At 56.8% G+C, this 22,270-nt stretch carries 21 protein-coding genes; 13 read left to right on the top strand and 8 right to left on the bottom strand.

Translation table 11 applies throughout. The annotated features are described in order from the left end of the window. Positions 1-21: 21 nt before the first annotated feature. The 4 genes from WFP70_RS07615 to yjjJ all read left to right on the top strand — a co-directional run bounded on the left by WFP70_RS07615 (position 22) and on the right by yjjJ (position 2,990). Positions 22-432: a DNA polymerase III subunit psi gene (locus WFP70_RS07615; RefSeq protein WP_166935911.1), complete on the top strand. Its 411-nt coding sequence runs from the start codon at positions 22-24 to the stop codon at positions 430-432. Continuing rightward, positions 404-844 (top strand): ribosomal protein S18-alanine N-acetyltransferase, encoded by a 441-nt coding sequence (gene rimI, locus WFP70_RS07610; protein ID WP_097118293.1) that lies wholly within the window; start codon positions 404-406, stop codon positions 842-844. Before WFP70_RS07615 ends, rimI begins: the two co-directional genes overlap by 29 nt. Before the next feature lie 11 nt (positions 845-855). After that, complete coding sequence (gene yjjG / locus WFP70_RS07605; protein ID WP_337023116.1) at positions 856-1,539, top strand: pyrimidine 5'-nucleotidase; 684 nt, start codon at positions 856-858, stop codon at positions 1,537-1,539. Positions 1,540-1,667: 128 nt separating this feature from the next. Next, positions 1,668-2,990: a type II toxin-antitoxin system HipA family toxin YjjJ gene (gene yjjJ, locus WFP70_RS07600; RefSeq protein WP_337023115.1), complete on the top strand. Its 1,323-nt coding sequence runs from the start codon at positions 1,668-1,670 to the stop codon at positions 2,988-2,990. Here the strand turns inward: yjjJ and WFP70_RS07595 are convergent. Beyond that, positions 2,987-3,664, bottom strand: coding sequence for a YtjB family periplasmic protein (locus tag WFP70_RS07595; protein ID WP_337023114.1), 678 nt, complete (start codon positions 3,662-3,664; stop codon positions 2,987-2,989). The genes yjjJ and WFP70_RS07595 overlap by 4 nt on opposite strands. Before the next feature lie 107 nt (positions 3,665-3,771). On the opposite strand from WFP70_RS07595, the gene serB reads away from it, so the two are divergent. The 3 genes from serB to nadR all read left to right on the top strand — a co-directional run bounded on the left by serB (position 3,772) and on the right by nadR (position 7,548). Next, entirely contained in the window at positions 3,772-4,749 is a 978-nt protein-coding gene (serB, locus tag WFP70_RS07590) for a phosphoserine phosphatase (RefSeq protein ID WP_034826251.1), read from the top strand. Between the two features lie 13 nt (positions 4,750-4,762). Further along, positions 4,763-6,145, top strand: coding sequence for a DNA repair protein RadA (radA, locus tag WFP70_RS07585; protein WP_034826249.1), 1,383 nt, complete (start codon positions 4,763-4,765; stop codon positions 6,143-6,145). Between the two features lie 176 nt (positions 6,146-6,321). Beyond that, entirely contained in the window at positions 6,322-7,548 is a 1,227-nt protein-coding gene (nadR, locus tag WFP70_RS07580; RefSeq protein ID WP_034826244.1) for a multifunctional transcriptional regulator/nicotinamide-nucleotide adenylyltransferase/ribosylnicotinamide kinase NadR, read from the top strand. A gap of 52 nt (positions 7,549-7,600) precedes the next feature. On the opposite strand, the gene ettA is transcribed toward nadR, so the two are convergent. Beyond that, complete coding sequence (ettA, locus tag WFP70_RS07575; protein ID WP_072017012.1) at positions 7,601-9,268, bottom strand: energy-dependent translational throttle protein EttA; 1,668 nt, start codon at positions 9,266-9,268, stop codon at positions 7,601-7,603. A 185-nt stretch (positions 9,269-9,453) separates the two neighbouring features. Here ettA and WFP70_RS07570 point away from each other — a divergent pair, with 185 nt between their 5' ends. Then, positions 9,454-10,401, top strand: a complete 948-nt coding sequence (locus tag WFP70_RS07570; RefSeq protein WP_337023113.1) for a 2-hydroxyacid dehydrogenase — start codon at positions 9,454-9,456, stop codon at positions 10,399-10,401. Between the two features lies 1 nt (position 10,402). Here the strand turns inward: WFP70_RS07570 and deoR are convergent, their stop codons facing one another. Next, positions 10,403-11,167: a DNA-binding transcriptional repressor DeoR gene (deoR, locus tag WFP70_RS07565; protein WP_337023112.1), complete on the bottom strand. Its 765-nt coding sequence runs from the start codon at positions 11,165-11,167 to the stop codon at positions 10,403-10,405. Between the two features lie 361 nt (positions 11,168-11,528). On the opposite strand from deoR, the gene rbsK reads away from it, so the two are divergent. The 4 genes from rbsK to WFP70_RS07545 all read left to right on the top strand — a co-directional run bounded on the left by rbsK (position 11,529) and on the right by WFP70_RS07545 (position 16,542). Continuing rightward, on the top strand, positions 11,529-12,446 hold the full coding sequence (rbsK, locus tag WFP70_RS07560; RefSeq protein WP_182057214.1) for a ribokinase: 918 nt from the start codon (positions 11,529-11,531) through the stop codon (positions 12,444-12,446). A 9-nt stretch (positions 12,447-12,455) separates the two neighbouring features. Beyond that, positions 12,456-13,781 (top strand): L-fucose:H+ symporter permease, encoded by a 1,326-nt coding sequence (gene fucP / locus WFP70_RS07555; protein WP_337023111.1) that lies wholly within the window; start codon positions 12,456-12,458, stop codon positions 13,779-13,781. Beyond that, positions 13,778-14,791, top strand: coding sequence for an aldose 1-epimerase family protein (locus tag WFP70_RS07550; protein ID WP_337023110.1), 1,014 nt, complete (start codon positions 13,778-13,780; stop codon positions 14,789-14,791). The genes fucP and WFP70_RS07550 overlap by 4 nt, the downstream gene beginning before the upstream one ends. Before the next feature lie 164 nt (positions 14,792-14,955). After that, positions 14,956-16,542 (top strand): methyl-accepting chemotaxis protein, encoded by a 1,587-nt coding sequence (locus tag WFP70_RS07545; RefSeq protein ID WP_166935893.1) that lies wholly within the window; start codon positions 14,956-14,958, stop codon positions 16,540-16,542. A gap of 92 nt (positions 16,543-16,634) precedes the next feature. Here WFP70_RS07545 and urtE read toward each other — a convergent pair whose 3' ends face one another. From urtE to urtB, 4 genes are read right to left on the bottom strand one after another with little or no spacing between them, the layout of a single operon-like run. Then, entirely contained in the window at positions 16,635-17,333 is a 699-nt protein-coding gene (urtE, locus tag WFP70_RS07540) for an urea ABC transporter ATP-binding subunit UrtE (protein WP_337023109.1), read from the bottom strand. Between the two features lies 1 nt (position 17,334). Beyond that, entirely contained in the window at positions 17,335-18,126 is a 792-nt protein-coding gene (gene urtD, locus WFP70_RS07535; protein ID WP_337023108.1) for an urea ABC transporter ATP-binding protein UrtD, read from the bottom strand. Continuing rightward, positions 18,119-19,195, bottom strand: coding sequence for an urea ABC transporter permease subunit UrtC (urtC, locus tag WFP70_RS07530; RefSeq protein ID WP_160868556.1), 1,077 nt, complete (start codon positions 19,193-19,195; stop codon positions 18,119-18,121). Before urtC ends, urtD begins: the two co-directional genes overlap by 8 nt. Further along, a complete protein-coding gene (urtB, locus tag WFP70_RS07525; RefSeq protein WP_337023107.1) occupies positions 19,195-20,760 on the bottom strand; it encodes an urea ABC transporter permease subunit UrtB in 1,566 nt (521 codons plus the stop codon). The genes urtC and urtB overlap by 1 nt, the downstream gene beginning before the upstream one ends. On the opposite strand from urtB, the gene WFP70_RS07520 reads away from it, so the two are divergent. Next, entirely contained in the window at positions 20,759-21,001 is a 243-nt protein-coding gene (locus WFP70_RS07520; RefSeq protein ID WP_337023106.1) for a hypothetical protein, read from the top strand. The two genes, urtB and WFP70_RS07520, sit on opposite strands and share 2 nt — an antisense overlap. Here WFP70_RS07520 and urtA read toward each other — a convergent pair. Continuing rightward, entirely contained in the window at positions 20,977-22,245 is a 1,269-nt protein-coding gene (gene urtA / locus WFP70_RS07515) for an urea ABC transporter substrate-binding protein (RefSeq protein WP_337023105.1), read from the bottom strand. The two genes, WFP70_RS07520 and urtA, sit on opposite strands and share 25 nt — an antisense overlap. Positions 22,246-22,270 lie beyond the last annotated feature (25 nt).

The following is a 22,270-nucleotide window of genomic DNA, read 5'->3' as shown; positions in this document are numbered from 1 at the left end:
GGCAGCATAACGGGTAATAGCATGAGCACAAGGCGCGACTGGCTTCTACAGCAAATGGGGATTACGCAGTATCAATTGCGGCGTCCGCGCGTGCTGCAGGGCGAAATTGCCGTGACGCTGGCCCCGGACACCCGCCTGGTGTTGGTGGCTGAGCATGCCCCCGCGCTGCAGGAACCCTTAATTCGCGATGTCCTGCATGCCCTGAATATTCAGCCTTCGCAGGTGATGACGCTGACGCCGGAACAGCTGCCGATGCTGCCTGAGCAGGTGGATTGTGCCGGTTGGTTGCTGGGCGTCGAGAGCGAATACACCTTTAACGGCATCACCTTTTCCACCGCCGTTTTCAACGAATTAATCAGCAGTGGTGCGGCAAAACGCGCCCTGTGGCAACAGATGTGTAACCATGACAGCCATCTCTTTAGTCACCCCTGAAGACCAGCCGCAGCTGCTGGCCATTGAACGTCGCAGCCACGCCTTTCCGTGGAGCGAGCAGACGTTTGCCAGCAATCAGGGCGAACGTTTTGTGAATTATCGTCTGGAAGCCGAAGGTAAACTGGCAGGGTTCGCCATTACGCAAGTGGTGCTGGATGAAGCCTCGCTGTTCAACATTGCGGTCGATCCCGATTTTCAGCGCCGTGGCTATGCGCGCCAGCTGCTGCAACATTTGATTGCTGAGCTGGAAAAGCGCGATGTCATGACGCTGTGGCTAGAGGTGCGAGCCTCGAATCACCCGGCGATTGCGCTGTATGAGCAACTGGATTTCCATCAGGTCAGCGTACGCCCCAACTACTATCCCACCGCCAACGGCCGTGAAGATGCCATTATCATGGCGCTCACTCTCTAAAAAGGGACATTATGTTAAACGACTGGGACTGCATCCTGTTTGATGCGGATGACACACTTTTTCATTTTGACGCTTACGCCGGTTTACAGCGCATGTTTGCCAGCTATGACGTGCACTTCAGCGATCAAGATTACGCCGATTATCAGGTGATCAACAAACCGCTGTGGGTCGATTATCAAAACGGCACCATTTCAGCCTTGCAGCTGCAAACACGTCGTTTCACCTTGTGGGGTGAGAAACTCAGCGTCGCGCCTGAAGTGCTGAACAGCGATTTCCTCAGTGCCATGGCAGATATTTGCCTGCCTCTCGACGGTGCTGCTGAGTTGCTCAATGCGCTGAAGGGAAAGGTGAAGATCGCCATCATTACCAACGGCTTCACCGCTTTGCAGCAGGCACGTCTGGAACGTACCGGATTCCGCGAGTTCTTTGATGAGCTGGTGATTTCTGAGCAGGTCGGCGTACCGAAGCCGGATGTGGCAATTTTCGACCACACGCTGGCACTGCTCGGTAATCCGGATCGCAGCCGGGTGTTGATGGTCGGTGATACACCTGAGTCTGACATTCTGGGTGGGATGAATGCCGGGCTAAAAACCTGCTGGATCGATCACGGCACGCGTCCGTTGCCGGAACATATCAAACCGACCTGGCAGGTGAAGACCCTGGCTGAGCTGCAGGCGTTAATGACACAACGCTAAAAGTATCTATTCACCGTTAACGTTGTGATGATTCGAAGAAGCCCGCTGTGCGGGCTTTTTTTATGATAAAATCTATGCATAAATCTATTCACGAATCTATTCATCAGACGCTGATAGGGTGAACGACAATGGCCGATCTGCAGAGTTTGCTGCTAGCGGGACCGCTCAGTGCAGCCGATTTACTGCAACGCTCTGGCATTAGTCAGGCGACGTTGTCGCGGCAATTACGACAACAGCCCCAAATCGTGAAATGGGGCAAAGCCCGCGCGACGCGTTATGCCTTGCTCCGTCCGATTCGCGGCGAAAGCCGCTTCCCACTGTATCGCATTTCTGCACAAGGACAGGCGCAGCCCGCGGGTGCTTTGTTACCCACCTGGCCGCAGGGCAGTTGCCTGCATCAGGATGAGCAGGGCCGAGGCCACTTTTTCGAAGGGTTGCCGTGGTTTTTACAGGATATGCGCCCGCAGGGCTTTATCGGTCGTCAGTGGGGTAGAGAGAATGCCCACCCATTAGGATTGAATGATGACATTCGCCTGTGGAGTGATGATCAGTGCTTAATGGCGTTGGCAAGCGGTGGTGTCGATATGCCGGGCGCGTTCATCATCGGTGAACACACCTATCAGCGTTGGTTAGAGCAGGAAGCACCGCACGCCATCAGCGAAAAAGAGAAAACGTTAACGTATCCGCAGCGAGCACATCATGCGCTGAGTGGGGATGAGCCCGGGTCATCAGCGGGGGGCGAGCAACCTAAATTCCTCTGTTATGCCGCGACAGACAATGGCGATCGTCACTGTCTGGTGAAATTCACTGTGGCGCGCCACAGTGATAATGCGCAGCGCTGGCGCGATTTGCTACGTGCGGAACATCTGGCATTAAAGCATTTGCATGCTACAGGCGTGGCCGCGGCGCAGAGCCAGTTGATTGAAGGTGCAGAGCAGTTATTTCTCGAAGTGCAGCGTTTTGATCGCATCGGTGAGCGTGGTCGACGTGAGATGAGTTCACTTGAGGCCGTCAGCGCAGAGTTTGTTGGTCATCAACAACACTGGCCTGCCGCGCTGCGTGAACTGCACCATCAGCAGCGCATTGATGATGTCACCCTACAGCGTGGCACCTTGCAATGGGCATTTGGTCGCCTGATTGGTAACAGTGATATGCACGCAGGGAATTTGTCTTTCTTCACCGACCAGGAAAAATTCAGTCTGACGCCAGCCTACGACATGCTGTCTATGGCACTGGCACCGAACGCGCAGGGGCATATGCGTGATGAACTGTCATTAACGCTGGATTTTTCATTACCAGGTGAGGTGTGGCGTGCTGCCAGCACTATGGCGAAAACCTACTGGCAGGCGATTGCGGATGACGAAACGTTCAGCGCCAACTTCCAGCGTATCGCCACGCAAGCATGGCAGCAGTTGGATACGCTGGATGAGACCATCCGCAAAATGGCTTAACGGCTTTTTTCATTCTCTGAGTTGGTGGCCGCTTCTTCTTCCTCACGTTCCTTATCCTCTTTCACTGCGCGACTGGCGGTAAGCAGGAATGGTGATTGCTGCCAGCGGGTGCGGCGGTCGCGCAGCAGGGTGCGTGTCAGGATGATGCCAATCGCCAGCGCCAGCAGCATCATCAAGCGCAAGATGTTGGTGGTGTTGTCCACCTGGCGTGATTCGGTGACCAGCACGTGGGTATCCAGCGTCACGCGCAGGAATCCCTGTGGCCCCTCTTTGCCTTCCAGCGGCTGCACGATTTGATGGTTGAAGTAGCTGCCGGCACGTTTACCATCCAGCGCCAGACGATCGCGCACGTTAATGCTTTCGCCGCTGTGCGCCACCAGGCTGCCGTCGTCGGCATACACCGAGGCATCCAGAATGCGGCTGTTATCGGTCATCTGATTAAGGATGGCTTCGATTTGCGTACGGTTGTCGTCGCTGTTGTCCATCAGCGGTTTGAGGCTAAATGCCACCTGGCGCGTCAGCGTATGCGCGAGTTCTTCCACCTGCTCAGAGCGTGCCATTTGGTGGCCGAGACTGAACCAGGATGCCCCTTGCATCAGCACCACTAACAGGGCCAGCGAGATAAGAACAATCACCGTGCGATGCAGGCGAAATTTCAGTGCGGTTTTAACCATCAGAAACCCGTGTGACGTAACAGCAGAAAGGCTGGCAATTATGTTGCCAGAACCCGCGCAGACAAGGTAGCCTCTTGCGTGGTTTTGTTGTCCCTACAGGAGCTGTAATGCCAAATCGTCTTACCTGGTGCGATCTGCCCGCCGATGTTTCACTCTGGCCGGGTCTACCCCTTTCTCTCAGCGGTGATGAAGTGATGCCGCTGGATTACCGTGCCGGTCGGACTGGCTGGTTGCTGTATGGGCGCGGACTCGATAAACAAAAACTGACCGATTATCAGCATCTGCTGGGTGCGGCGATGGTGATCGTCAGTGCCTGGAATGTCGATGAGTATCAGGTGGTTCGTCTGGCCGGTTCGCTGACGCCCCGTGCGACCAAACTGGCGCACGATGTGGGATTTGATGTGGCGCCGCTTGGCAAGATCCCGCATCTGAAAACCCCAGGATTGCTGGTGATGGATATGGATTCCACCGCGATTCAGATCGAATGCATCGATGAGATCGCCAAACTGGCGGGCTGCGGCGAGCAGGTGTCAGAAGTCACCGAACGCGCGATGCGCGGTGAGCTGGACTTCAAAGCCAGCCTGCGTGAGCGCGTGGCAAAACTGGCGGGCGCTGATGCCAACATCCTTAAGCAGGTACGCGATACGCTGCCTCTGATGCCGGGCCTGACCACGCTGGTACATAAACTGCAGGCGCTGGGCTGGCAGGTGGCGATTGCCTCCGGCGGCTTCACTTACTACGCCGACCATTTGCGTCAGACATTGCATCTGGCTGCGGCCGTCGCCAACGAGCTGGAAATGCGCGATGGTAAGCTGACGGGCGAAGTGCTGGGGCAGATTGTGGATGCCCAATTTAAAGCCGATACCCTGAAGAATCTCGCTGAACGTCATGAAATCGCGCCAGAACAAACGGTTGCGATTGGCGATGGCGCCAACGATCTGCCGATGATCAAGGCGGCGGGATTGGGTATCGCTTACCATGCTAAACCAAAAGTGAATGAGCAGGCGTCGATCATTATCCGTCATGCCGATCTGATGGGGGTGTTCTGCATCCTGACCGGCAGCCTGATTCACGAAGAGCGTTAACTGAGGATTTGATTTGGCCAAAGCGGCAAAACGCGCCTTCGTTTGTAACGAGTGTGGCGCAGATTATCCACGCTGGCAGGGGCAATGCAGCGCCTGCAACGCGTGGAACACCATCACCGAGGTGCGTATTGCCGCCTCGCCTGCGGCAGCGCGTAATGAGCGCCTGAGTGGCTATGCCGGCAGCGCGGGACCCGGCCGGGTGCAGAAGCTGTCCGAGATCAGCCTCGAAGCCGTGCCGCGTTTCTCCACCAGCTTCAAAGAGTTTGATCGCGTGTTGGGGGGCGGCGTAGTGCCAGGCAGTGCGATTTTGATCGGGGGTAATCCGGGAGCCGGTAAATCGACGCTGCTGTTGCAGGTGATGTGCAAGCTGTCCGAAGGGATGAAAACCCTGTACGTCACTGGCGAAGAGTCACTGCAACAGGTCGCGATGCGCGCCCATCGTCTGGGATTGCCCACTGAAAACCTGAATATGTTGTCGGAAACCAGCATCGAGCAGATCTGTCTGATCGCCGAGCAGGAGCAGCCGAAACTGATGGTTATCGACTCCATCCAGGTGATGCACATGGCGGATATCCAGTCTTCGCCCGGGAGCGTAGCGCAGGTGCGTGAAACTGCCGCTTACCTGACGCGCTTCGCTAAAACACGCGGCGTGGCGATTGTGATGGTCGGCCACGTGACCAAAGATGGCTCGCTGGCCGGGCCAAAAGTGCTGGAGCACTGCATCGACTGTTCAGTGATGCTGGATGGCGATGCCGATTCCCGTTTCCGCACGCTGCGCAGTCATAAAAACCGCTTCGGTGCGGTGAACGAATTGGGCGTGTTCGCCATGACCGAGCAGGGCATGCGTGAAATCAGCAATCCATCAGCCATTTTCCTGTCACGTGGAGATGAAGTCACCTCTGGCAGTTCGGTGATGGTGGTGTGGGAAGGTTCGCGTCCGCTGCTGGTGGAGATTCAGGCGCTGGTGGATCACTCGATGATGGGCAACCCGCGTCGCGTCGCTGTTGGCCTGGAGCAAAACCGTCTGGCGATTTTGCTGGCAGTGCTGCATCGACACGGTGGTTTGCAGATGGCGGATCAGGATGTGTTCGTCAACGTGGTCGGCGGTGTGAAAGTTACCGAAACCAGTGCTGACCTTGCGCTGCTGCTGGCAATGGTATCAAGCTTGCGCGATCGTCCGCTGCCGCAGGATCTGGTGATCTTCGGCGAAGTGGGGCTGGCGGGCGAGATACGTCCGGTGCCAAGTGGTCAGGAGCGCATATCCGAAGCGGCCAAGCACGGTTTCAAACGTGCGATTGTGCCGGCGGGCAATGCACCGAAGAAAGCGATTGAAGGCATGAAGGTGTATAGCGCGAAGAAGCTGGCGGATGCGCTGGCGATATTAGACGAGCTGTAATTTCGCCGGGTGGCATACCTGCCGCCCCTGCCTTTCACCGTCACTGTAGCGTGCGCATTCATGCGCATCTTGATAAACGTACCGCACAGACTTTTCCCTCTCACGTAAACTGGAGAGGGCCGGGGTGAGGGCCAGCGCATGCCCCATCCCATTCTTTCCCATGCAGGAGGCACCAAATGTCATCGTTCGACTACCTGAAAACCGCCATACGCCAGCAGGGTCACACGCTGCAGCAGGTTGCAGATGCCAGCGGGATGACCAAAGGCTATTTAAGCCAGCTGCTGAATGCCAAAATCAAAAGCCCCAGCGCGCAAAAGCTGGAAGCACTGCATCGATTTCTTGGGCTGGAATTTCCCCGTCGTGACAAAACCGTTGGCGTGGTGTTCGGTAAGTTCTACCCGCTGCACACCGGCCACATCTATCTGATCCAGCGCGCCTGCAGCCAGGTGGATGAGCTGCACATCATCATGGGCCATGACGATCCGCGCGATCGCGAGCTGTTTGAAAACAGCGCCATGTCGCAGCAGCCGACCGTCAGCGATCGCCTGCGCTGGTTGTTACAGACCTTCAAGTACCAGAAGAACATCCGCATCCACTCGTTTGATGAAGAGGGGATCGAACCTTATCCACACGGCTGGGATGTGTGGAGCGAAGGGGTGAAGAAATTCCTCTCCGAGCAGGGCATTGAGCCGGATTGCATTTACACCAGTGAAGAGCCGGATGCGGCGATGTATCAACAGCATCTCGGCATCTCGACGGTGGTGATCGATCCCAATCGATCCTTTATGAACATTAGCGGCGGGCAGATTCGCCAGGATCCGTTCCGCTACTGGGAATATATTCCCACTGAAGTGAAGCCGTTCTTTGTGCGCACCGTGGCGATCCTTGGCGGGGAATCCAGCGGAAAATCAACGCTGGTCAACAAGCTGGCAAATATCTTCAACACCACCAGCGCGTGGGAATATGGCCGCGATTATGTCTTCTCGCACCTCGGTGGCGATGAGATGGCGCTGCAGTATTCAGACTACGACAAGATTGCCTTAGGGCAGGCGCAGTACATTGATTTCGCGGTGAAATACGCCAGCAAAGTGGCGTTTATCGACACCGATTTTGTCACCACGCAGGCGTTTTGCCTCAAGTATGAAGGGCGCGAGCATCCGTTTGTGCAGGCGCTGATCGATGAGTACCGTTTCGATCTGGTGATCTTGCTGGAGAACAATGTGCCGTGGGTGGCTGACGGTTTGCGCAGCCTGGGCAGCTCAATGGATCGCCGCGAGTTTCAGTCGATGCTGGTGACCATGTTGCGTGAAAACAATATCGACTTCGTCCATGTCAAAGAGGATGACTACGACACGCGCTTCCTGCGCTGCGTTGAACTGGTGAAGCAGATGCTGGGGGCCTAACCCTCCAGCAATAAAAAAGGCGCCAATCGGCGCCTTTTTCACATCATAACAATTACTTCGCCATACGCTTGTACTTGATACGCTTCGGCTCCAGCGCGTCAGCGCCGAGGGTGCGTTTCTTGTACTCTTCGTACTCGGTAAAGTTACCTTCGAAGAACTCCACCTTACCTTCATCCTGATAATCGATGATGTGGGTGGCGATACGGTCGAGGAACCAACGGTCATGCGAGATCACCATGGCACAGCCTGGGAACTCCAGCAGGGCGTTTTCCAGCGCGCGCAGGGTTTCGATGTCCAGGTCGTTGGTCGGTTCATCGAGCAGCAACAGGTTGCCGCCAACCTGCAGCAGTTTCGCGAGGTGCAGACGACCACGCTCACCACCGGACAGTTCGCCAACGCGTTTGCCCTGATCGGTGCCTTTGAAGTTGAAGCGGCCGACATAGGCACGGCTTGGCATCTCAACGTTGCCGACGCGCATAATATCCTGACCACCTGACACTTCTTCAAACACGGTTTTCGAATTGTCCATCGCGTCACGGAACTGGTCCACAGACGCCAGCTTGACGGTTTCGCCCAGCTCGATGGTGCCAGAATCGGGCTGTTCCTGACCGGACATCATGCGGAACAGGGTCGATTTACCGGCACCGTTCGGGCCGATGATGCCGACAATCGCGCCTTTCGGCACCGAGAAGGTCAGATCGTCGATCAGTACGCGGTCGCCATACGATTTGCTCAGGTTGGTCACTTCCAGCACTTTGTCGCCGAGGCGCGCACCTGGTGGAATGAACAATTCGTTGGTTTCGTTACGTTTCTGGTATTCGGTATTGTTCAGCTCTTCGAAACGCGCCAGACGGGCTTTGCCCTTAGACTGACGGCCTTTCGCGCCCTGACGTACCCACTCCAGCTCTTTTTCAATCGACTTACGACGCGCCGCTTCAGAAGAAGCTTCCTGCGCCAGACGCTGATCTTTCTGCTCCAGCCAGGAAGAGTAGTTACCTTCCCACGGAATACCTTCACCGCGGTCCAGCTCCAGAATCCAGCCTGCAACGTTATCGAGGAAGTAACGGTCGTGCGTGATCGCCACCACGGTGCCTTCAAAGTCGTGCAGGAAACGTTCCAGCCAGGCCACGGATTCTGCATCCAGGTGGTTGGTCGGTTCGTCGAGCAGCAGCATGTCTGGCTTTTCCAGCAGCAGGCGGCACAGCGCGACGCGGCGGCGCTCACCACCGGACAGGTTGCCAATTTTGGCATCCCAGTCTGGCAGACGCATCGCATCAGCAGCACGGTTCAGCTGGGTGTCGAGGTTATGGCCATCGTGCGCCTGAATCACTTCTTCCAGACGACCTTGTTCGGCAGCCAGTTTGTCGAAATCGGCATCAGGATCGGCATACAGTGCGTACACTTCGTCGAGACGCTTCAGCGCACCAACCACTTCAGAAACCGCCTCTTCCACAGATTCACGCACGGTGTGCTCTGGATTGAGTTTGGGTTCCTGCGGCAGATAGCCGACTTTAATGCCCGGTTGTGGGCGTGCTTCCCCTTCGATATCGGTATCAATACCGGCCATGATGCGCAGCAGGGTGGATTTACCCGCGCCGTTCAGGCCGAGTACACCGATTTTGGCGCCAGGGAAGAAGCTAAGAGAGATGTTCTTCAGAATGTGACGCTTCGGCGGAACCACTTTGCCGACGCGATGCATGCTATAGACGAATTGAGCCACGTTGTAATGAGCCTCTGGTCTGTGAATGGTGGAACCTCAGATGCTGAAGTTTAGCCGTTTTCACCTGGCAATCACAGCCGCATGGCGTTGAATCTTCTGGAGTGGGGTTGAACAGGGGATAACTGATTGATTCTCACTCAACAGTCGCTATGCTGCTTTTTTGCCTGGAAAACGGAGGGGGTTCGATGAAAGTGCTAATTGCTGCAGATGAACATGCCTGGGGCGGATTAATTCCGGCCATTCGTCAGACGTTACCGGATATGGAGTTTATTGCCTCGGCGGGCCATGCGGCGGAGAGTCTGGCCGGTTTTGATGCGCTAATTCCTGGTATGTGCCGGGTGGATGCCCGACTGATCGCCACGGCCGATCGCCTGAAGCTGGTGCAGCAGGCGGGTGTCGGGCTGGAAGGTGTCGATCTTGAAGCGGCCAAAAAGGCCGGCATTATGGTGGCGAATGTTCCCTCCGACCATTCCGGTAATGCCGATTCGGTGGCGGAATTGGGGATCTGGATGATGATTGGCCTGGCACGTCGCCAGCATGAGATCGCCGATTGCCTGGCGCAGCAGAGACTGGGTCAACCCATTGGCTTAGGCCTGATGGGAAAAACCGTGGGACTGGTGGGGCTGGGCGGCATTGGCAAAGCTTTGGCGAAGCGACTTGCTCCGTTTGGTATGCGCATGATCGGGGTAAAACGTGAAGCGGATGAAGCTTTTGCGCGTCAACATCAACTCGACTGGGTCGGCAATATGGCGCAGCTGCCGGAACTGTTGCAGCAAGCCGATTTTGTCGTGCTCAGTCTGCCTGACAATGTGGCGACGCATAACATCATTAATGCCAATGCGCTGGCGCAGATGAAACCAGACAGCTTCCTGATCAACCTGGGACGCGGTGGACTGATCGAGAAACAGGCCTTTCTGGCAGCGCTGGAGACAAAAAAATTGGCTGGAGCCGGGCTGGATGTGTTCTGGCAGGAACCACCCGATCCACAAGATCCGGTGTTCCGCTATAACGTGATCGCGACGCCACACATTGGCGGCGTCACCGATGTCTCAATGAAGGGAATTATCAAAGGGATCTGCGATAACTTGCGTCGTCTGCGCGACGGCGACGCGGTGATCGATCGCAAGGCATAGTTTAAGGCAGGCGCAGCGGGATGTTATGTTGCGCCAGCCAGCTCTTCAGCGCCGGTTCTGGCGCGCTGTCACTCACCAGTAAATCAAAACGGCGTAGCTCGCCAATGCGCGCGGGCAGCACTTTGCCAAATTTGCTGCTGTCCGCCACTAACACGCGCGTGCGTGAACGCAGCATGGCGTAATGTTTCATCGCTAGCTCATTGATGTTATAGCAGGTTGCGCCCTGTTCCGGATCGATCCCCGCGGCTGAGATAAAGGCCAGCGTCGGGCAGAGATCGTCGAGGATCGAGTGCGCGCCAATCGGCGTAAACAGCGCATTATCGGCATGAAACTCGCCGCCACTCAATATCACATTACAGGCGGGTTTCTCTTTCAGCGCGAGGAAGGTGTTCATGGCGCAGCAAATCGCGGTGAACGCCAGCGTGTCCGGAATTGCATCCACGATATAAGGCAGGGTGGTGCCACAGTCGAAAAACACCGTGTCATTTTCGCTGATCAAACTGGCTGCGGCCTGCGCCAGGCGCTGTTTGCGTGCGGCATTTTGCCCGTGCTGGTCGGAGACGAAATAGTGCCCGGCATGGCTTTTCGGATCGCTGACAATGTAGCCCCCGAGCAGGACCACCGTCGAAGCTGGCTCAGTCAGATCGCGACGAATAGTCATCTCTGAGACGCCCAACAGTTGCGCCGCATCTTTCAGGTGCAGCTTATCGGTGCGCTTCAGTGCTTGCGCCAGCTTGTGAATACGTTCTTCGCGCCGGGTTTCCATGAGCATCTCTGTGTTATGGCTATCCTGAGGGGAAAAGTTTTACCCGTCGGCGCGAGAGAAGCGCCACCGACAAACCAAGGTAAATCTCTCATATTTTAATGATTTGCGACTTATCTAGCCGGCAGTTTTTCAATCTTACCTGTAATGAAATCGCCCCGCAAACTTCCCACATCGCGCTGAAAGCGTCAACGGCGCTGATGTTGTTTTGTTAAAATAATAACATCGGTGCGGGCCTTTCTGTCAGAAAAATCGTTTTCACACACTGCTCAGGATGTGAATTTTGTCACACAGATCACTTTTCATACCTGCTAGTGTGATTTAAATAACATTTAAATGCTAAAAATTCACCGGGGAGCAAACAATGGATATCGCGGTTATTGGGTCAAATATGGTGGACCTCATTACCTACACCAATCAGATGCCGAAAGCGGGCGAAACGCTGGAAGCGCCTGATTTCGCCATCGGCTGTGGTGGCAAAGGCGCAAATCAGGCGGTGGCCGCGGCGAAAATGGGCGGCAGCGTGATGATGGTGAGCAAAGTGGGTGACGATCTGTTTGCGCCGAACACCGTGGCGAACCTGAAACAACAGGGCGTCGATACCCAATTTGTCACCACCGCGCCGGGCACTTCCAGCGGCGTGGCGCCGATCTTTGTTGATGATCAATCGCAGAACCGCATTCTGATCATCAAAGGCGCCAACCAGCAGCTCAAACCGGCCGATATTGATGCGGCGGCCGAGGGGCTGAAAGCGTGCCAACTGATTATCCTGCAACTCGAAATCCCGCTGGAAACCGTTTATTACGCGATTGATTTTGCCCGTCAGCACGACATCAAAGTGATCCTCAACCCGGCGCCGGCAGTGGCGAATCTCGATATCGATTACGCCTGCAAGTGCGACTTTTTTATGCCTAACGAAACCGAACTGGAGATCCTCACCGGCATGCCGGTCGGAACCGATGATGAGGTGATCCGTGCAGGCCAGACGCTGCTCAAGCGCGGCCTCAAAAACCTGATTATCACCCTGGGCGCACGCGGTTCACTGTGGATGGCGGGCGACACGCTGCATCAGGTCGCGCCAACGTCAGTGAAGGCGGTGGACACCAGCGGTGCCGGTGATGCCTTTATCGGCTGCTTTGCGCACACGCTGGTGAAGACCGGCGATATTCCCACGGCGATGGCGCAAGCCTCGGCCTATGCCGCCTGCAGCGTCACTGGACGCGGCACGCAACGTTCCTACCCGGACGCGGAAACCTTCCAGCGTTTTCTCAACCTAAACTGAGGTCGAGTCATGCAACAGAACATTGTTCAGCAATCTGACGGCTATCTGAATAAGACGCCACTGTTTCAGTTCATTTTGCTCTCGTGCCTGTTCCCATTGTGGGGTTGTGCCGCGAGCTTAAACGATATCCTGATTACGCAATTCAAAAGCGTATTTGCGCTGAGCGATTTTGCCAGTGCGCTGGTGCAGAGTGCCTTTTACGGTGGCTACTTCCTGATCGCGATTCCCGCCTCGCTGGTGATACGCAAAGCCACTTACAAGCTGGCGATATTGATGGGATTGGTGCTGTATATCGTCGGTTGCGTGCTGTTCTATCCGGCGTCACATATGGCGACTTACACCATGTTCCTCGCGGCGATCTTCGCCATCGCCATTGGCCTCAGCTTCCTCGAAACGGCCGCCAACACCTATAGCTCGATGATTGGTCACCGCGATCACGCCACGCTCCGTCTTAACATCAGCCAGACGTTCTATCCGATTGGTGCGCTGATGGGCATCGTGCTGGGTAAATATCTGGTGTTTCAGGATGGTGAAAGCCTGCATGCGCAGATGGCGGGCATGAACGCCGGGCAGGCCCACGCTTTCCGCCTGAGCATGCTGGAACACACGCTGGAACCCTACAAATATCTGGTGATGGTGTTAGTGGTGGTGATGATGCTGTTCCTGTTTACCCGTTATCCGCGTTGCAAACCGGCGTCGAGTGAAAAGTCACTGCCGTCGCTGGGTGAAACCTTCCGCTATCTGGCCGGTAATCGCCACTTCAAACGCGGCATCGTGGCGCAGTTCCTGTATGTCGGCATGCAGGTGGCGGTGTGGTCCTTCACCATCCGTCTGGCGCTGACGTTGGGTGCGACAAACGAACGTCACGCATCTAACTTTATGATTTATAGCTTTATCTGCTTCTTCATCGGCAAGTTTGTCGCCAACTTCCTGATGACACGCTTCCGTGCGGAAAAAGTGCTGATTGCCTACTCGGTGCTCGGCGTGATCACCCTCGCGTGGGTGATGTTTGTGCCAAACTTTACCGCCGTGTACGCGGCAGTGTTTGTCAGCGTGCTGTTTGGACCCTGCTGGGCGACGATTTACGCGGGCACGCTGGCCACGGTGGATAACAAGTACACCGAAGTGGCAGGCGCGTTTATTGTGATGTCGATTGTCGGCGCGGCGTTTATCCCGGCTATACAGGGATTCGCCTCTGATCATCTCGGATCGATGCAACTGGCGTTTGGCGTGTCTCTGTTGTGCTTTGCGTGGGTGGGTTTCTATTTCTGGGGCGAACTGCGCCATAAAAATCAGGCGATGCAGGCAGGTCGTCTGGTTGAGGAGATGCCATGAAAACCCGATTACCGCTGAAACGTGAACAGTTTCATGAAACGCCCAGCACGCTGTTGCACAATGACTATTTCCACGTCGAGTTGTTTCGCTATCCGGCGGGTGTCGAAGCGGTGCGTATCAGCAACCAGCGTGGCACGGTGATCGTGCTGCCGTTTTACGGTCAAATGGTGTGGGATGCGACCTTCGATGGCCATTCCCTCACCATGGGGCACAGCTTTAAACAGCCGCTGCCAGGCAGTTCGATTATCGATACTTACGGCTGTTTTGCCTTCCATTCCGGCCTGCTGGCGAACGGCTGTCCGGCTCCGGATGATGACCATCCACTGCACGGTGAGATGGCCTGTGCGCGCATGGACAACGCATGGATGGTGCTGGAGCAGGATCGCGTGTCGCTGGAAGGGGAGACCGAATATGTGAAAGGCTTTGGCCATCACTATCTGGCCTCTCCAGCGGTGCGGTTGCACGCTAACACGCCGCGTCTGCACATCGAAATGAACGTCACCAATCTGGCGGGCGCGCCGATGCCGCTGCAGTACATGTGCCATCTGAATAGTGCCTGGCTGGCCAATGGTCGCTTTAAGCAGTCGATCCCTCAGGATGCTTTCAAGCTGCGCACCTCGATCCCGGCGCACGTGAAACCGACGCCGCAGTGGACCGCCTATACCGATCAGCTGGCGCGCGATCCGCAGGCATTGCAGCAGTTGGATCAGCCGGAGATGTGCGATCCGGAGATCGTGTTCTTTGCCGACGATCTGCCGCAGTACGGCCATGAGGTGCAGTTCGAACTGCATGCCCCGGAAGGTTATGCCTTGATGACGCGCTTCGATAGCCGACAGTTCCCACACGCCACACGCTGGCTGCTGCACAATCACGATCAGCAGGTGGCGGCTTACGTGCTGCCTTCCACCTGTCGGCCGGAGGGATTTAACGCGGCGCAGTGCGCTGGCACGCTGATTGAGCTGGCTCCCGGCGAGAAGCGACATTTCAGCGTCGAGACCGGCATTCTGTAATCACTGGCGGCCCTTGTGCCGCCTCAATTTTTACCGCTTCGCTATTCACGAAACTGTCACGCAATATCCTTGCCAATCCTATAAAGCCAACTGCCCGGTTGGACGATAACCCCTGCGACATTCGTCACATTGGTTCTCCTCTCTCTTTACCAGGGTTCAGATTTATGAAGCTCAATCAGTTTAAAATTGGCCAGCGGCTGGGTTTTCTCGCCACGCTGCTGTTGCTCGCCACATTGTTGATGGGACTGCACGGACTGCAAGTCAATATGCAGGCGCTGGAAAACAATCAGGACGTGATGGCACGTGAAGTCCTGATTGCCGACAGCATCGACACCGCGCGCAGTGCGCAGGTGCAGTTCAAGATACAGGTACAGGAGTGGAAAAATACCCTGTTGCGCGGCACCCAAGGGCAGGAGACCTTCGATAAGTACAAAAAGGCGTTTTTGAAAGAGAGCCAGCAAACGCAGGCGCTGCTGAGTAAGCTGAGCCAGATTCAGACGTCGCTGGGGTTACCTGACGCTCCCGTGGAACAGGCGCGCGCGGTGCATGCCGGGCTGGAGAGCAAATATCTGGCGGCGCTGGAAAACTACAGTATCAGCGATATTAACAGTGCGGCACGCGTTGACCATCTGGTCACCGGTATCGACCGCGCACCGACACAGCAAATCGACGATCTGGTGGCTGCCACGCTGAAACGCGCGCAGCAGATGCATCAGGAGATCGAAGCGAATAACCTCGCGCATTACCAGAAAACCCGCATGCTGCTGCTGATCGCGATGGGCTGTATCTTGCTGGTTGGTGTGTGCATTACGGCCTGGCTGGTGCAGAGCATCACGCGTCCGCTGAAGCAGGCAATTAACGTCGCGAAGACCGTGGCGGCAGGTGATCTGCGAGCCCGGATTGCGGTCTCAGGACGTGATGAAACCGCACAGCTGATGGCGGCGCTGCGTGATATGAACCATAACCTGACGCGTATTGTGACCGGCGTGCGTTCGGGGACTGAGGCAATAGCCGATACCACCGATCAGGTCGCACACGGCAGCCGCGAGTTGTCGGCGCGCAATGAAGCGCAGGCCAGTGCGTTGGAAGAGACCGCAGCTTCAATGGAGCAGCTGACTTCCGTGGTGAAAAACAATGCCGAGAACGCACGCCATGCCAGCGATATCGCGCGTGATACCCGCCAGCGCGCCGGCGAGGGCGGCGAGGTGGTGGAAAAAGTGGTGGTAGCAATGGGCGAGATCCACCAGTTCTCGCGTGAGATCAACGAGATCGTGACGGTGATTGATGGCATCGCGTTCCAGACCAATATTCTGGCACTCAATGCCGCAGTCGAAGCGGCACGCGCTGGGAATGATGGGCGTGGCTTTGCGGTGGTAGCGTCGGAAGTGCGTGCGCTGGCACAGCGCTCCGCTTCCGCAGCGCGTGATATTCGTGGTCTGACCGATCGTTCAGTGAGTTTGATTGCGCAGGGCAACACGCTGGTGAAAGGCGCGGGATCGTCGATGCAGGAGATTGTCGAGAGCGTGAAGCAGCTGTGCGAGCTGATGGAGAACATCTCATCCGCTAGCGCGGAGCAGAGCGTGGGTATTGAGCAGGTGAACCTGGCGGTGACGCATATGGATGCCGCCACCCAGCAGAACGCCACGCTGTCGCAGCAGTCCGCCCAATCGGCACGCGCGCTGAATCAGCAGGTCGGCTCGCTGGTGGAGAATATCAGCGTATTCCAGTTGGAGTCGAAGCCGGCTCAGTAACGTCTCGCAACAAACTACGCCGTTACACCGATAGGTATTGAGTCGTAGGGCGCCATCAATGGCGCCCTTTTCGTGCACTCTACAGTTAAAAGTTAAATCGCCACTAATCCGCGTACGCCTTCTGCTTCCATATTGGGTCCCGCGCCGCGTTGCACGATCTCACCGCGTGACATCACCAGATACTGATCGGCCAGCTCGGCGGCGAAATCGTAAAACTGCTCCACCAGCAGGATCGCCATATCACCACGCTGGGCCAACTGACGGATCACTGCGCCAATCTCCTTGATCACCGACGGCTGGATCCCTTCGGTGGGCTCATCCAGGATCAACAGCTGCGGCTTGCATGCCAGCGCCCGACCGATCGCCAGCTGCTGCTGTTGCCCACCGGACAGATCGCCGCCGCGTCGGGCTTTCATCTCGCGTAGCACCGGGAACAGCTGGTAAATCTCCTCGGGCACGGATTTGGACTGCGATCCCGAGAAGCGTGCCAGCCCCATCAGCAGATTCTCCTCCACCGTCAGGCGCGGGAAAATTTCGCGGCCCTGCGGCACATAAGCAATACCCGCTTGCACACGCTGATGCGGCTTACGGCTGTTGATCACCTTATCCTGCCAGCGAATCTCACCGGATTTCGCCGGAATCAGCCCCATCAGACATTTCAGCAGTGTGGTTTTACCCACGCCGTTGCGCCCCAGCAGGCAGGTAATTTCGCCCGGTTTGGTTTCAAAAGAGAGGCCGCGCAAAATATGGCTGCCGCCGTAATATTGATTCAGTTCAGAAACCTGCAACATGTTAGCGCCCCAGATAAACGTCGATGACCCGATCATTCGCCTGCACTTCGCGTAACGATCCCTCTGCCAGCACCTGGCCCTGATGCAGTACCGTGACGTGATCGGCAATCGTCTCGACAAAACCCATGTCGTGTTCCACCACCATCAGCGAATGCTTGCCTGCCAGACTGCGGAACAGCTCGGCGGTGTACTCGGTTTCCGCGTCGGTCATACCTGCCGCGGGTTCGTCGAGCAGTAGCAGATGCGGGTCCTGCACTAACAACATGCCGATTTCGAGAAACTGCTTCTGACCGTGCGACAACAAGCCCGCTTTGCGCTGGCGCTCACCGTTCAGCCGCAGCAGTTTTAGCACCTCATCGATGCGATCCTGCTGTTCGCCGTTAAGCCGTGCACGCAAACTAGCCCACACCGACTTATCGTTTTTCAGCGCGATTTCCAGATTTTCGAATACTGTGAGCGCTTCAAAAACCGTGGGTTTCTGGAACTTGCGGCCAATGCCGGCCCGGGCGATCTCCACCGACGACATGCGGGTGAGATCGGTATCCTGGTCATAGATCACCTGCCCGTTATCGGGACGGGTTTTGCCGGTGATCACGTCCATCAGCGTGGTTTTGCCCGCGCCGTTGGGGCCGATCACACAGCGCAGTTCACCGACGCCGATCTTCAGCGACAGATCGGTGAGCGCGCGGAAGCCATCAAATGAGACGTTGATCTTCTCCAGTTGCAGCACCGGATCGCTCTGATCGCGATGGCGATCGGCGGGATGGGGATGGGTAAACAGTTGCTCAGTCATCACGCCTCCGGCGCAGCAGGCCAATCACACCACGCGGCAGGAACAGCGTGACGAGGATAAACATCAGGCCGAGGAAGAACAGCCAGTATTCCGGGAAGGCGACGGTGAACCAGCTTTTGGCCCCGTTCACAATCGCGGCCCCTAAAAGCGGGCCAATTAAGGTGCCGCGCCCGCCGAGTGCCACCCAGATAGCCGCCTCAATCGAGTTGGTCGGCGACATTTCACTGGGATTGATAATGCCGACCTGCGGCACGTACAGCGCGCCCGCCAGGCCGCACAGTACCGCCGACAGCGTCCAGACAAACAGCTTGAAGCCTTTAGGGTCGTAACCGACGAACATCAGGCGGTTTTCTGCATCGCGCACCGCCGTCAACACCCGCCCAAACTTACTGCGCGCCAGTGCGAAGCCAATGCCAAGGCTGATTAACAATAGCAGCACGGTGGCGACGAATAATCCAATGCGCGTGCCGGTGGCGGTGACGTTAAAGCCGAGCAGGGTGGTGAAACCGGTAAAGCCGTTGTTACCGCCAAAGCCGGTTTCATTGCGGAAGAACAGCAGCATGCCCGCGTAGGTCAGCGCCTGCGTCATGATCGAGAAGTAAACGCCTTTGATTTTTGAGCGGAAGGCGAAGTAGCCGAACACCAGCGCCAGCAAACCCGGCACCAGCATGATCAGACACAGTGCCCAGGCAAAATGTTGCGTACCCGCCCAGAACCACGGCAGCTCGTTCCATGACAGGAACGACATAAACGCCGGTAAGCCCTCGCCGGAAGCCTGTCGCATCAGGTACATGCCCATCGCATAGCCGCCTAATGCGAAGAACAGACCGTGTCCAAGAGACAGCAATCCGGCATAGCCCCATACCAGATCCAGCGCTACCGCGACGATGGCGTAGCAGAGGATTTTGCCGATCAAGGTCAGCGTGTAAGTAGAGATCGCCAGCGGATGCGTGGCGGGTAATAGGGCGCAGAACGGCAGCACCAGCAGCAGCAAGGAGATCACGATGCCGAGGCTGATGCTGAGGCGCGGCGCTTTGCGCGTCAGCGTTAACGTCAGGGGTTGGCTCATCAGTCTATTACCCTCCCTTTGAAGGCAAACAGGCCCTGTGGACGTTTCTGAATGAACAGCACGATCAGCACGAGGATGAGGATTTTACCCAGTACCGCACCAATCTGCGGTTCCAGCACTTTGTTGAGGATGCCTAGGCCAAAGGCCGCCACCACTGTGCCCGCCAGCTGTCCCACGCCGCCAAGCACCACCACCAGGAAGGAGTCGATGATGTAACCCTGGCCGAGTTCCGGCCCGACGTTGCCCAGTTGCGACAGCGCTACACCGCCCAGTCCGGCAATGCCAGAACCCAGACCGAACGCCAGCATATCGATGCGCCCGGTCGGCACGCCGCAGCAATCGGCCATGGCGCGGTTTTGCGTCACGGCGCGCACGCTCAGGCCCAGACGCGTTTTGTTGAGCAGCAGCCAGGTCAGACCCAGCACGGCAAACACAAACAGGATCACCGCAATACGGTTGTACGGCAGCACCAGGTTAGGCAACACTTGCCAGCCGCCAGACAGCCAGCCTGGGTTAGCCACTTCCAGGTTCTGTGCGCCAAACAGCATACGCACCAGTTGGATCAGCATCAGACTGATGCCCCAGGTGGCGAGCAGGGTTTCCAGCGGGCGGCCGTATAAATGACGAATGATGATGCGCTCCAGCAGCATGCCAATGCTCGCGGTGATCAGGAATGCCACAGGCAGCGCCAGCAGCGGATACCACGCCAGCCACTGCGGTGCGAACTGCTGGAACAAGTTTTGTACAAACCAGGTGGCGTACGCACCGAGCATCAACATCTCACCGTGCGCCATGTTGATCACGCCAAGCAGGCCGTAAGTGATCGCCAGACCCAGCGCGGCTAGCAGCAGGATCGAGCCGAGTGACAGGCCGGTAAACGCCTGACCGAAGAGATCGCCCCACATCAGGCGATGTTTGATTTGTTGCAGGCTCTCCGTGGCCGCGGCGCGCACCTGCGCATCGGGTTCGTTGCTGGCCTGCGTTAAGCGATTGAGGCTGGCCTGCATATTCGGGTCGCTGGACTCACCGAGCAGCGTGACGGCTTTGAGGCGCACGCGGGCATCCGGGCTGGTAAGTTGCAGATTGGCGGCGGCCATGACGAGCACGGCGTGAACCTGAGTGTCTTTTTCCACGGCGAGACGCTGTTCGATCAGCGGCAACTGATCGGCGGCACCGTCGTTTTGCAACTGTTGGGCGGCACGCAGGCGAATCGCGGGATCCTCGCTCACCAGCTGGTGGGCGGCGAGGGCGCTGGCGATTAACACGCGCAGCCGGTTGTTCATAAACAGCTTTTTGGTGTCACCCGTCGGCTGTTGTGCGCTATCCAGCGGGATGAGTTTGTCATCCTGCTTGCTGAACGGCTGTTTATTTTGGTCGATGACCATGCTTTCGTTGCGCAGTGCCTGTAGCAGCGGCAAGCGGCTGGCCTGCGGTGCGGCCGCCCACTGTTGCAGCAGGTTGGCCTGATCAGTGCGGCTGGCAGCGGCGAAATCAGCGCCATCGCCCGCCCGGGCGAGCCACGGCAGGAGCAGCAGCAGACAGCAAAGATAACGGCGGATTGTCATGATGATGATCCTGTATGTCGTTGGGCTTGGGGCGGTTGATGACCTCACCCTAACCCTCTCTCGTAAGCGAGTGAGGGGACCGATCCAGCAAAGAACGCTGTTAATCACATTCGGCATCCTCTCCCATACTTTGCCAGAGAAGATCCGCAGGCGGCTGATGCCTTTGCCCTGGCTCCATTACAGAGCCAGATCGGGCATCAGCGCGCATTTTGCGTATTACTTCGTCGATTTCACCGGATAATCCGGCTTCTTATCATTACCGGCGATGTACGGGCTCCAGGGCTGAGCGCGGATTGGCTTATCGGTCTGCCACACCACGTTGAACTGACCGTTCTCTTCCACTTCGCCGATCATCACGGGCTTGTGCAGATGGTGGTTGGTTTTATCCATGGTCAGCGTGAAGCCGTCCGGCGCTTTAAAGGTCTGTCCGGCCATCGCCGCACGCACTTTGTCCACATCGGTGGTACCCGCTTTTTCTACCGCCTGCGCCCACATATGGATGCCGACATAAGTCGCTTCCATCGGGTCATTGGTGACCACGGTGCCTGCGTTCGGCAGGTTGTGCGCTTTGGCATAAGCACGGTAATCCGCCACGAATTTCGCGTTAGTTGGGTTATCCACCGATTCGAAGTAGTTCCACGCGGCTAACTGACCGACCAGCGGTTTGGTATCAATGCCGCGCAACTCTTCCTCCCCGACAGAGAAGGCGATCACCGGAATATCCGTGGCTTTAATGCCCTGGTTAGCCAGCTCTTTGTAGAACGGCACGTTGGAGTCACCGTTGATGGTGGAGATCACGGCCGTTTTGCCACTGGCAGAGAACTTCTTGATGTTAGAAACGATGGTCTGATAGTCGCTGTAGCCAAACGGCGTATAGACCTCTTCGATGTCTTTATCCTGAATGCCTTTGGTGTGCAGGAAGGCGCGCAGAATCTTGTTAGTGGTACGCGGGTAGACGTAATCGGTACCCAGCAGGAAGAAGCGTTTGGCGCTGCCGCCGTCTTCGCTCATCAGGTATTCCACCGCCGGAATCGCCTGCTGGTTGGGTGCCGCACCGGTGTAGAACACGTTTGGCGACATCTCTTCGCCTTCATACTGCACCGGATAGAACAACAGTCCGTTCAGCTCTTCAAACACCGGCAGCACTGACTTACGTGAGACCGAAGTCCAGCAGCCGAACACCGCCGCGACTTTATCCTGTGTTAACAGCTGGCGCGCTTTCTCCGCGAACAGCGGCCAGTTAGACGCCGGATCGACCACCACCGGTTCCAGCTTTTTGCCCAGCACGCCGCCTTTGGCGTTGATTTCATCAATGGTCATCAGGGCCACGTCTTTCAGCGGCGTCTCGGAGATCGCCATGGTGCCGGAAAGCGACGACATGATGCCGACTTTGATGGTATCAGCGGCCTGGGCACCAAAGGTAAAGCCCAAACTGGCCACGGTGGCGGAGAGCGCAAAAGCTTTTAGCAACGAACGTCTTTTCATTGTTAACCCTCTAAATGTGTTAGTG

Source organism: Pantoea sp. USMM079 (assembly GCF_037153115.1).
In the GTDB taxonomy this organism is placed as follows: domain Bacteria; phylum Pseudomonadota; class Gammaproteobacteria; order Enterobacterales; family Enterobacteriaceae; genus Pantoea; species Pantoea communis.
This window is presented reverse-complemented; position numbering and strand designations above follow the sequence as displayed.

What these genes read in the sequence shown, in the direction of transcription:
- WFP70_RS07550 (WP_337023110.1), top strand. Translation starts at nt 13,778, where the DNA reads ATGAAAACCCGATTACCGCTGAAACGTGAACAGTTTCATGAAACGCCC.
- rimI (WP_097118293.1), top strand. Translation starts at nt 404, where the DNA reads ATGACAGCCATCTCTTTAGTCACCCCTGAAGACCAGCCGCAGCTGCTG.
- serB (WP_034826251.1), top strand. Translation starts at nt 3,772, where the DNA reads ATGCCAAATCGTCTTACCTGGTGCGATCTGCCCGCCGATGTTTCACTC.
- urtD (WP_337023108.1), bottom strand. Translation starts at nt 18,126, where the DNA reads ATGACTGAGCAACTGTTTACCCATCCCCATCCCGCCGATCGCCATCGC.
- WFP70_RS07520 (WP_337023106.1), top strand. Translation starts at nt 20,759, where the DNA reads ATGATGATGATCCTGTATGTCGTTGGGCTTGGGGCGGTTGATGACCTC.
- yjjJ (WP_337023115.1), top strand. Translation starts at nt 1,668, where the DNA reads ATGGCCGATCTGCAGAGTTTGCTGCTAGCGGGACCGCTCAGTGCAGCC.
- WFP70_RS07595 (WP_337023114.1), bottom strand. Translation starts at nt 3,664, where the DNA reads ATGGTTAAAACCGCACTGAAATTTCGCCTGCATCGCACGGTGATTGTT.
- urtE (WP_337023109.1), bottom strand. Translation starts at nt 17,333, where the DNA reads ATGTTGCAGGTTTCTGAACTGAATCAATATTACGGCGGCAGCCATATT.
- fucP (WP_337023111.1), top strand. Translation starts at nt 12,456, where the DNA reads ATGCAACAGAACATTGTTCAGCAATCTGACGGCTATCTGAATAAGACG.
- yjjG (WP_337023116.1), top strand. Translation starts at nt 856, where the DNA reads ATGTTAAACGACTGGGACTGCATCCTGTTTGATGCGGATGACACACTT.
- deoR (WP_337023112.1), bottom strand. Translation starts at nt 11,167, where the DNA reads ATGGAAACCCGGCGCGAAGAACGTATTCACAAGCTGGCGCAAGCACTG.
- urtC (WP_160868556.1), bottom strand. Translation starts at nt 19,195, where the DNA reads ATGAGCCAACCCCTGACGTTAACGCTGACGCGCAAAGCGCCGCGCCTC.
- rbsK (WP_182057214.1), top strand. Translation starts at nt 11,529, where the DNA reads ATGGATATCGCGGTTATTGGGTCAAATATGGTGGACCTCATTACCTAC.
- nadR (WP_034826244.1), top strand. Translation starts at nt 6,322, where the DNA reads ATGTCATCGTTCGACTACCTGAAAACCGCCATACGCCAGCAGGGTCAC.
- WFP70_RS07615 (WP_166935911.1), top strand. Translation starts at nt 22, where the DNA reads ATGAGCACAAGGCGCGACTGGCTTCTACAGCAAATGGGGATTACGCAG.
- WFP70_RS07545 (WP_166935893.1), top strand. Translation starts at nt 14,956, where the DNA reads ATGAAGCTCAATCAGTTTAAAATTGGCCAGCGGCTGGGTTTTCTCGCC.
- urtA (WP_337023105.1), bottom strand. Translation starts at nt 22,245, where the DNA reads ATGAAAAGACGTTCGTTGCTAAAAGCTTTTGCGCTCTCCGCCACCGTG.
- WFP70_RS07570 (WP_337023113.1), top strand. Translation starts at nt 9,454, where the DNA reads ATGAAAGTGCTAATTGCTGCAGATGAACATGCCTGGGGCGGATTAATT.
- urtB (WP_337023107.1), bottom strand. Translation starts at nt 20,760, where the DNA reads ATGACAATCCGCCGTTATCTTTGCTGTCTGCTGCTGCTCCTGCCGTGG.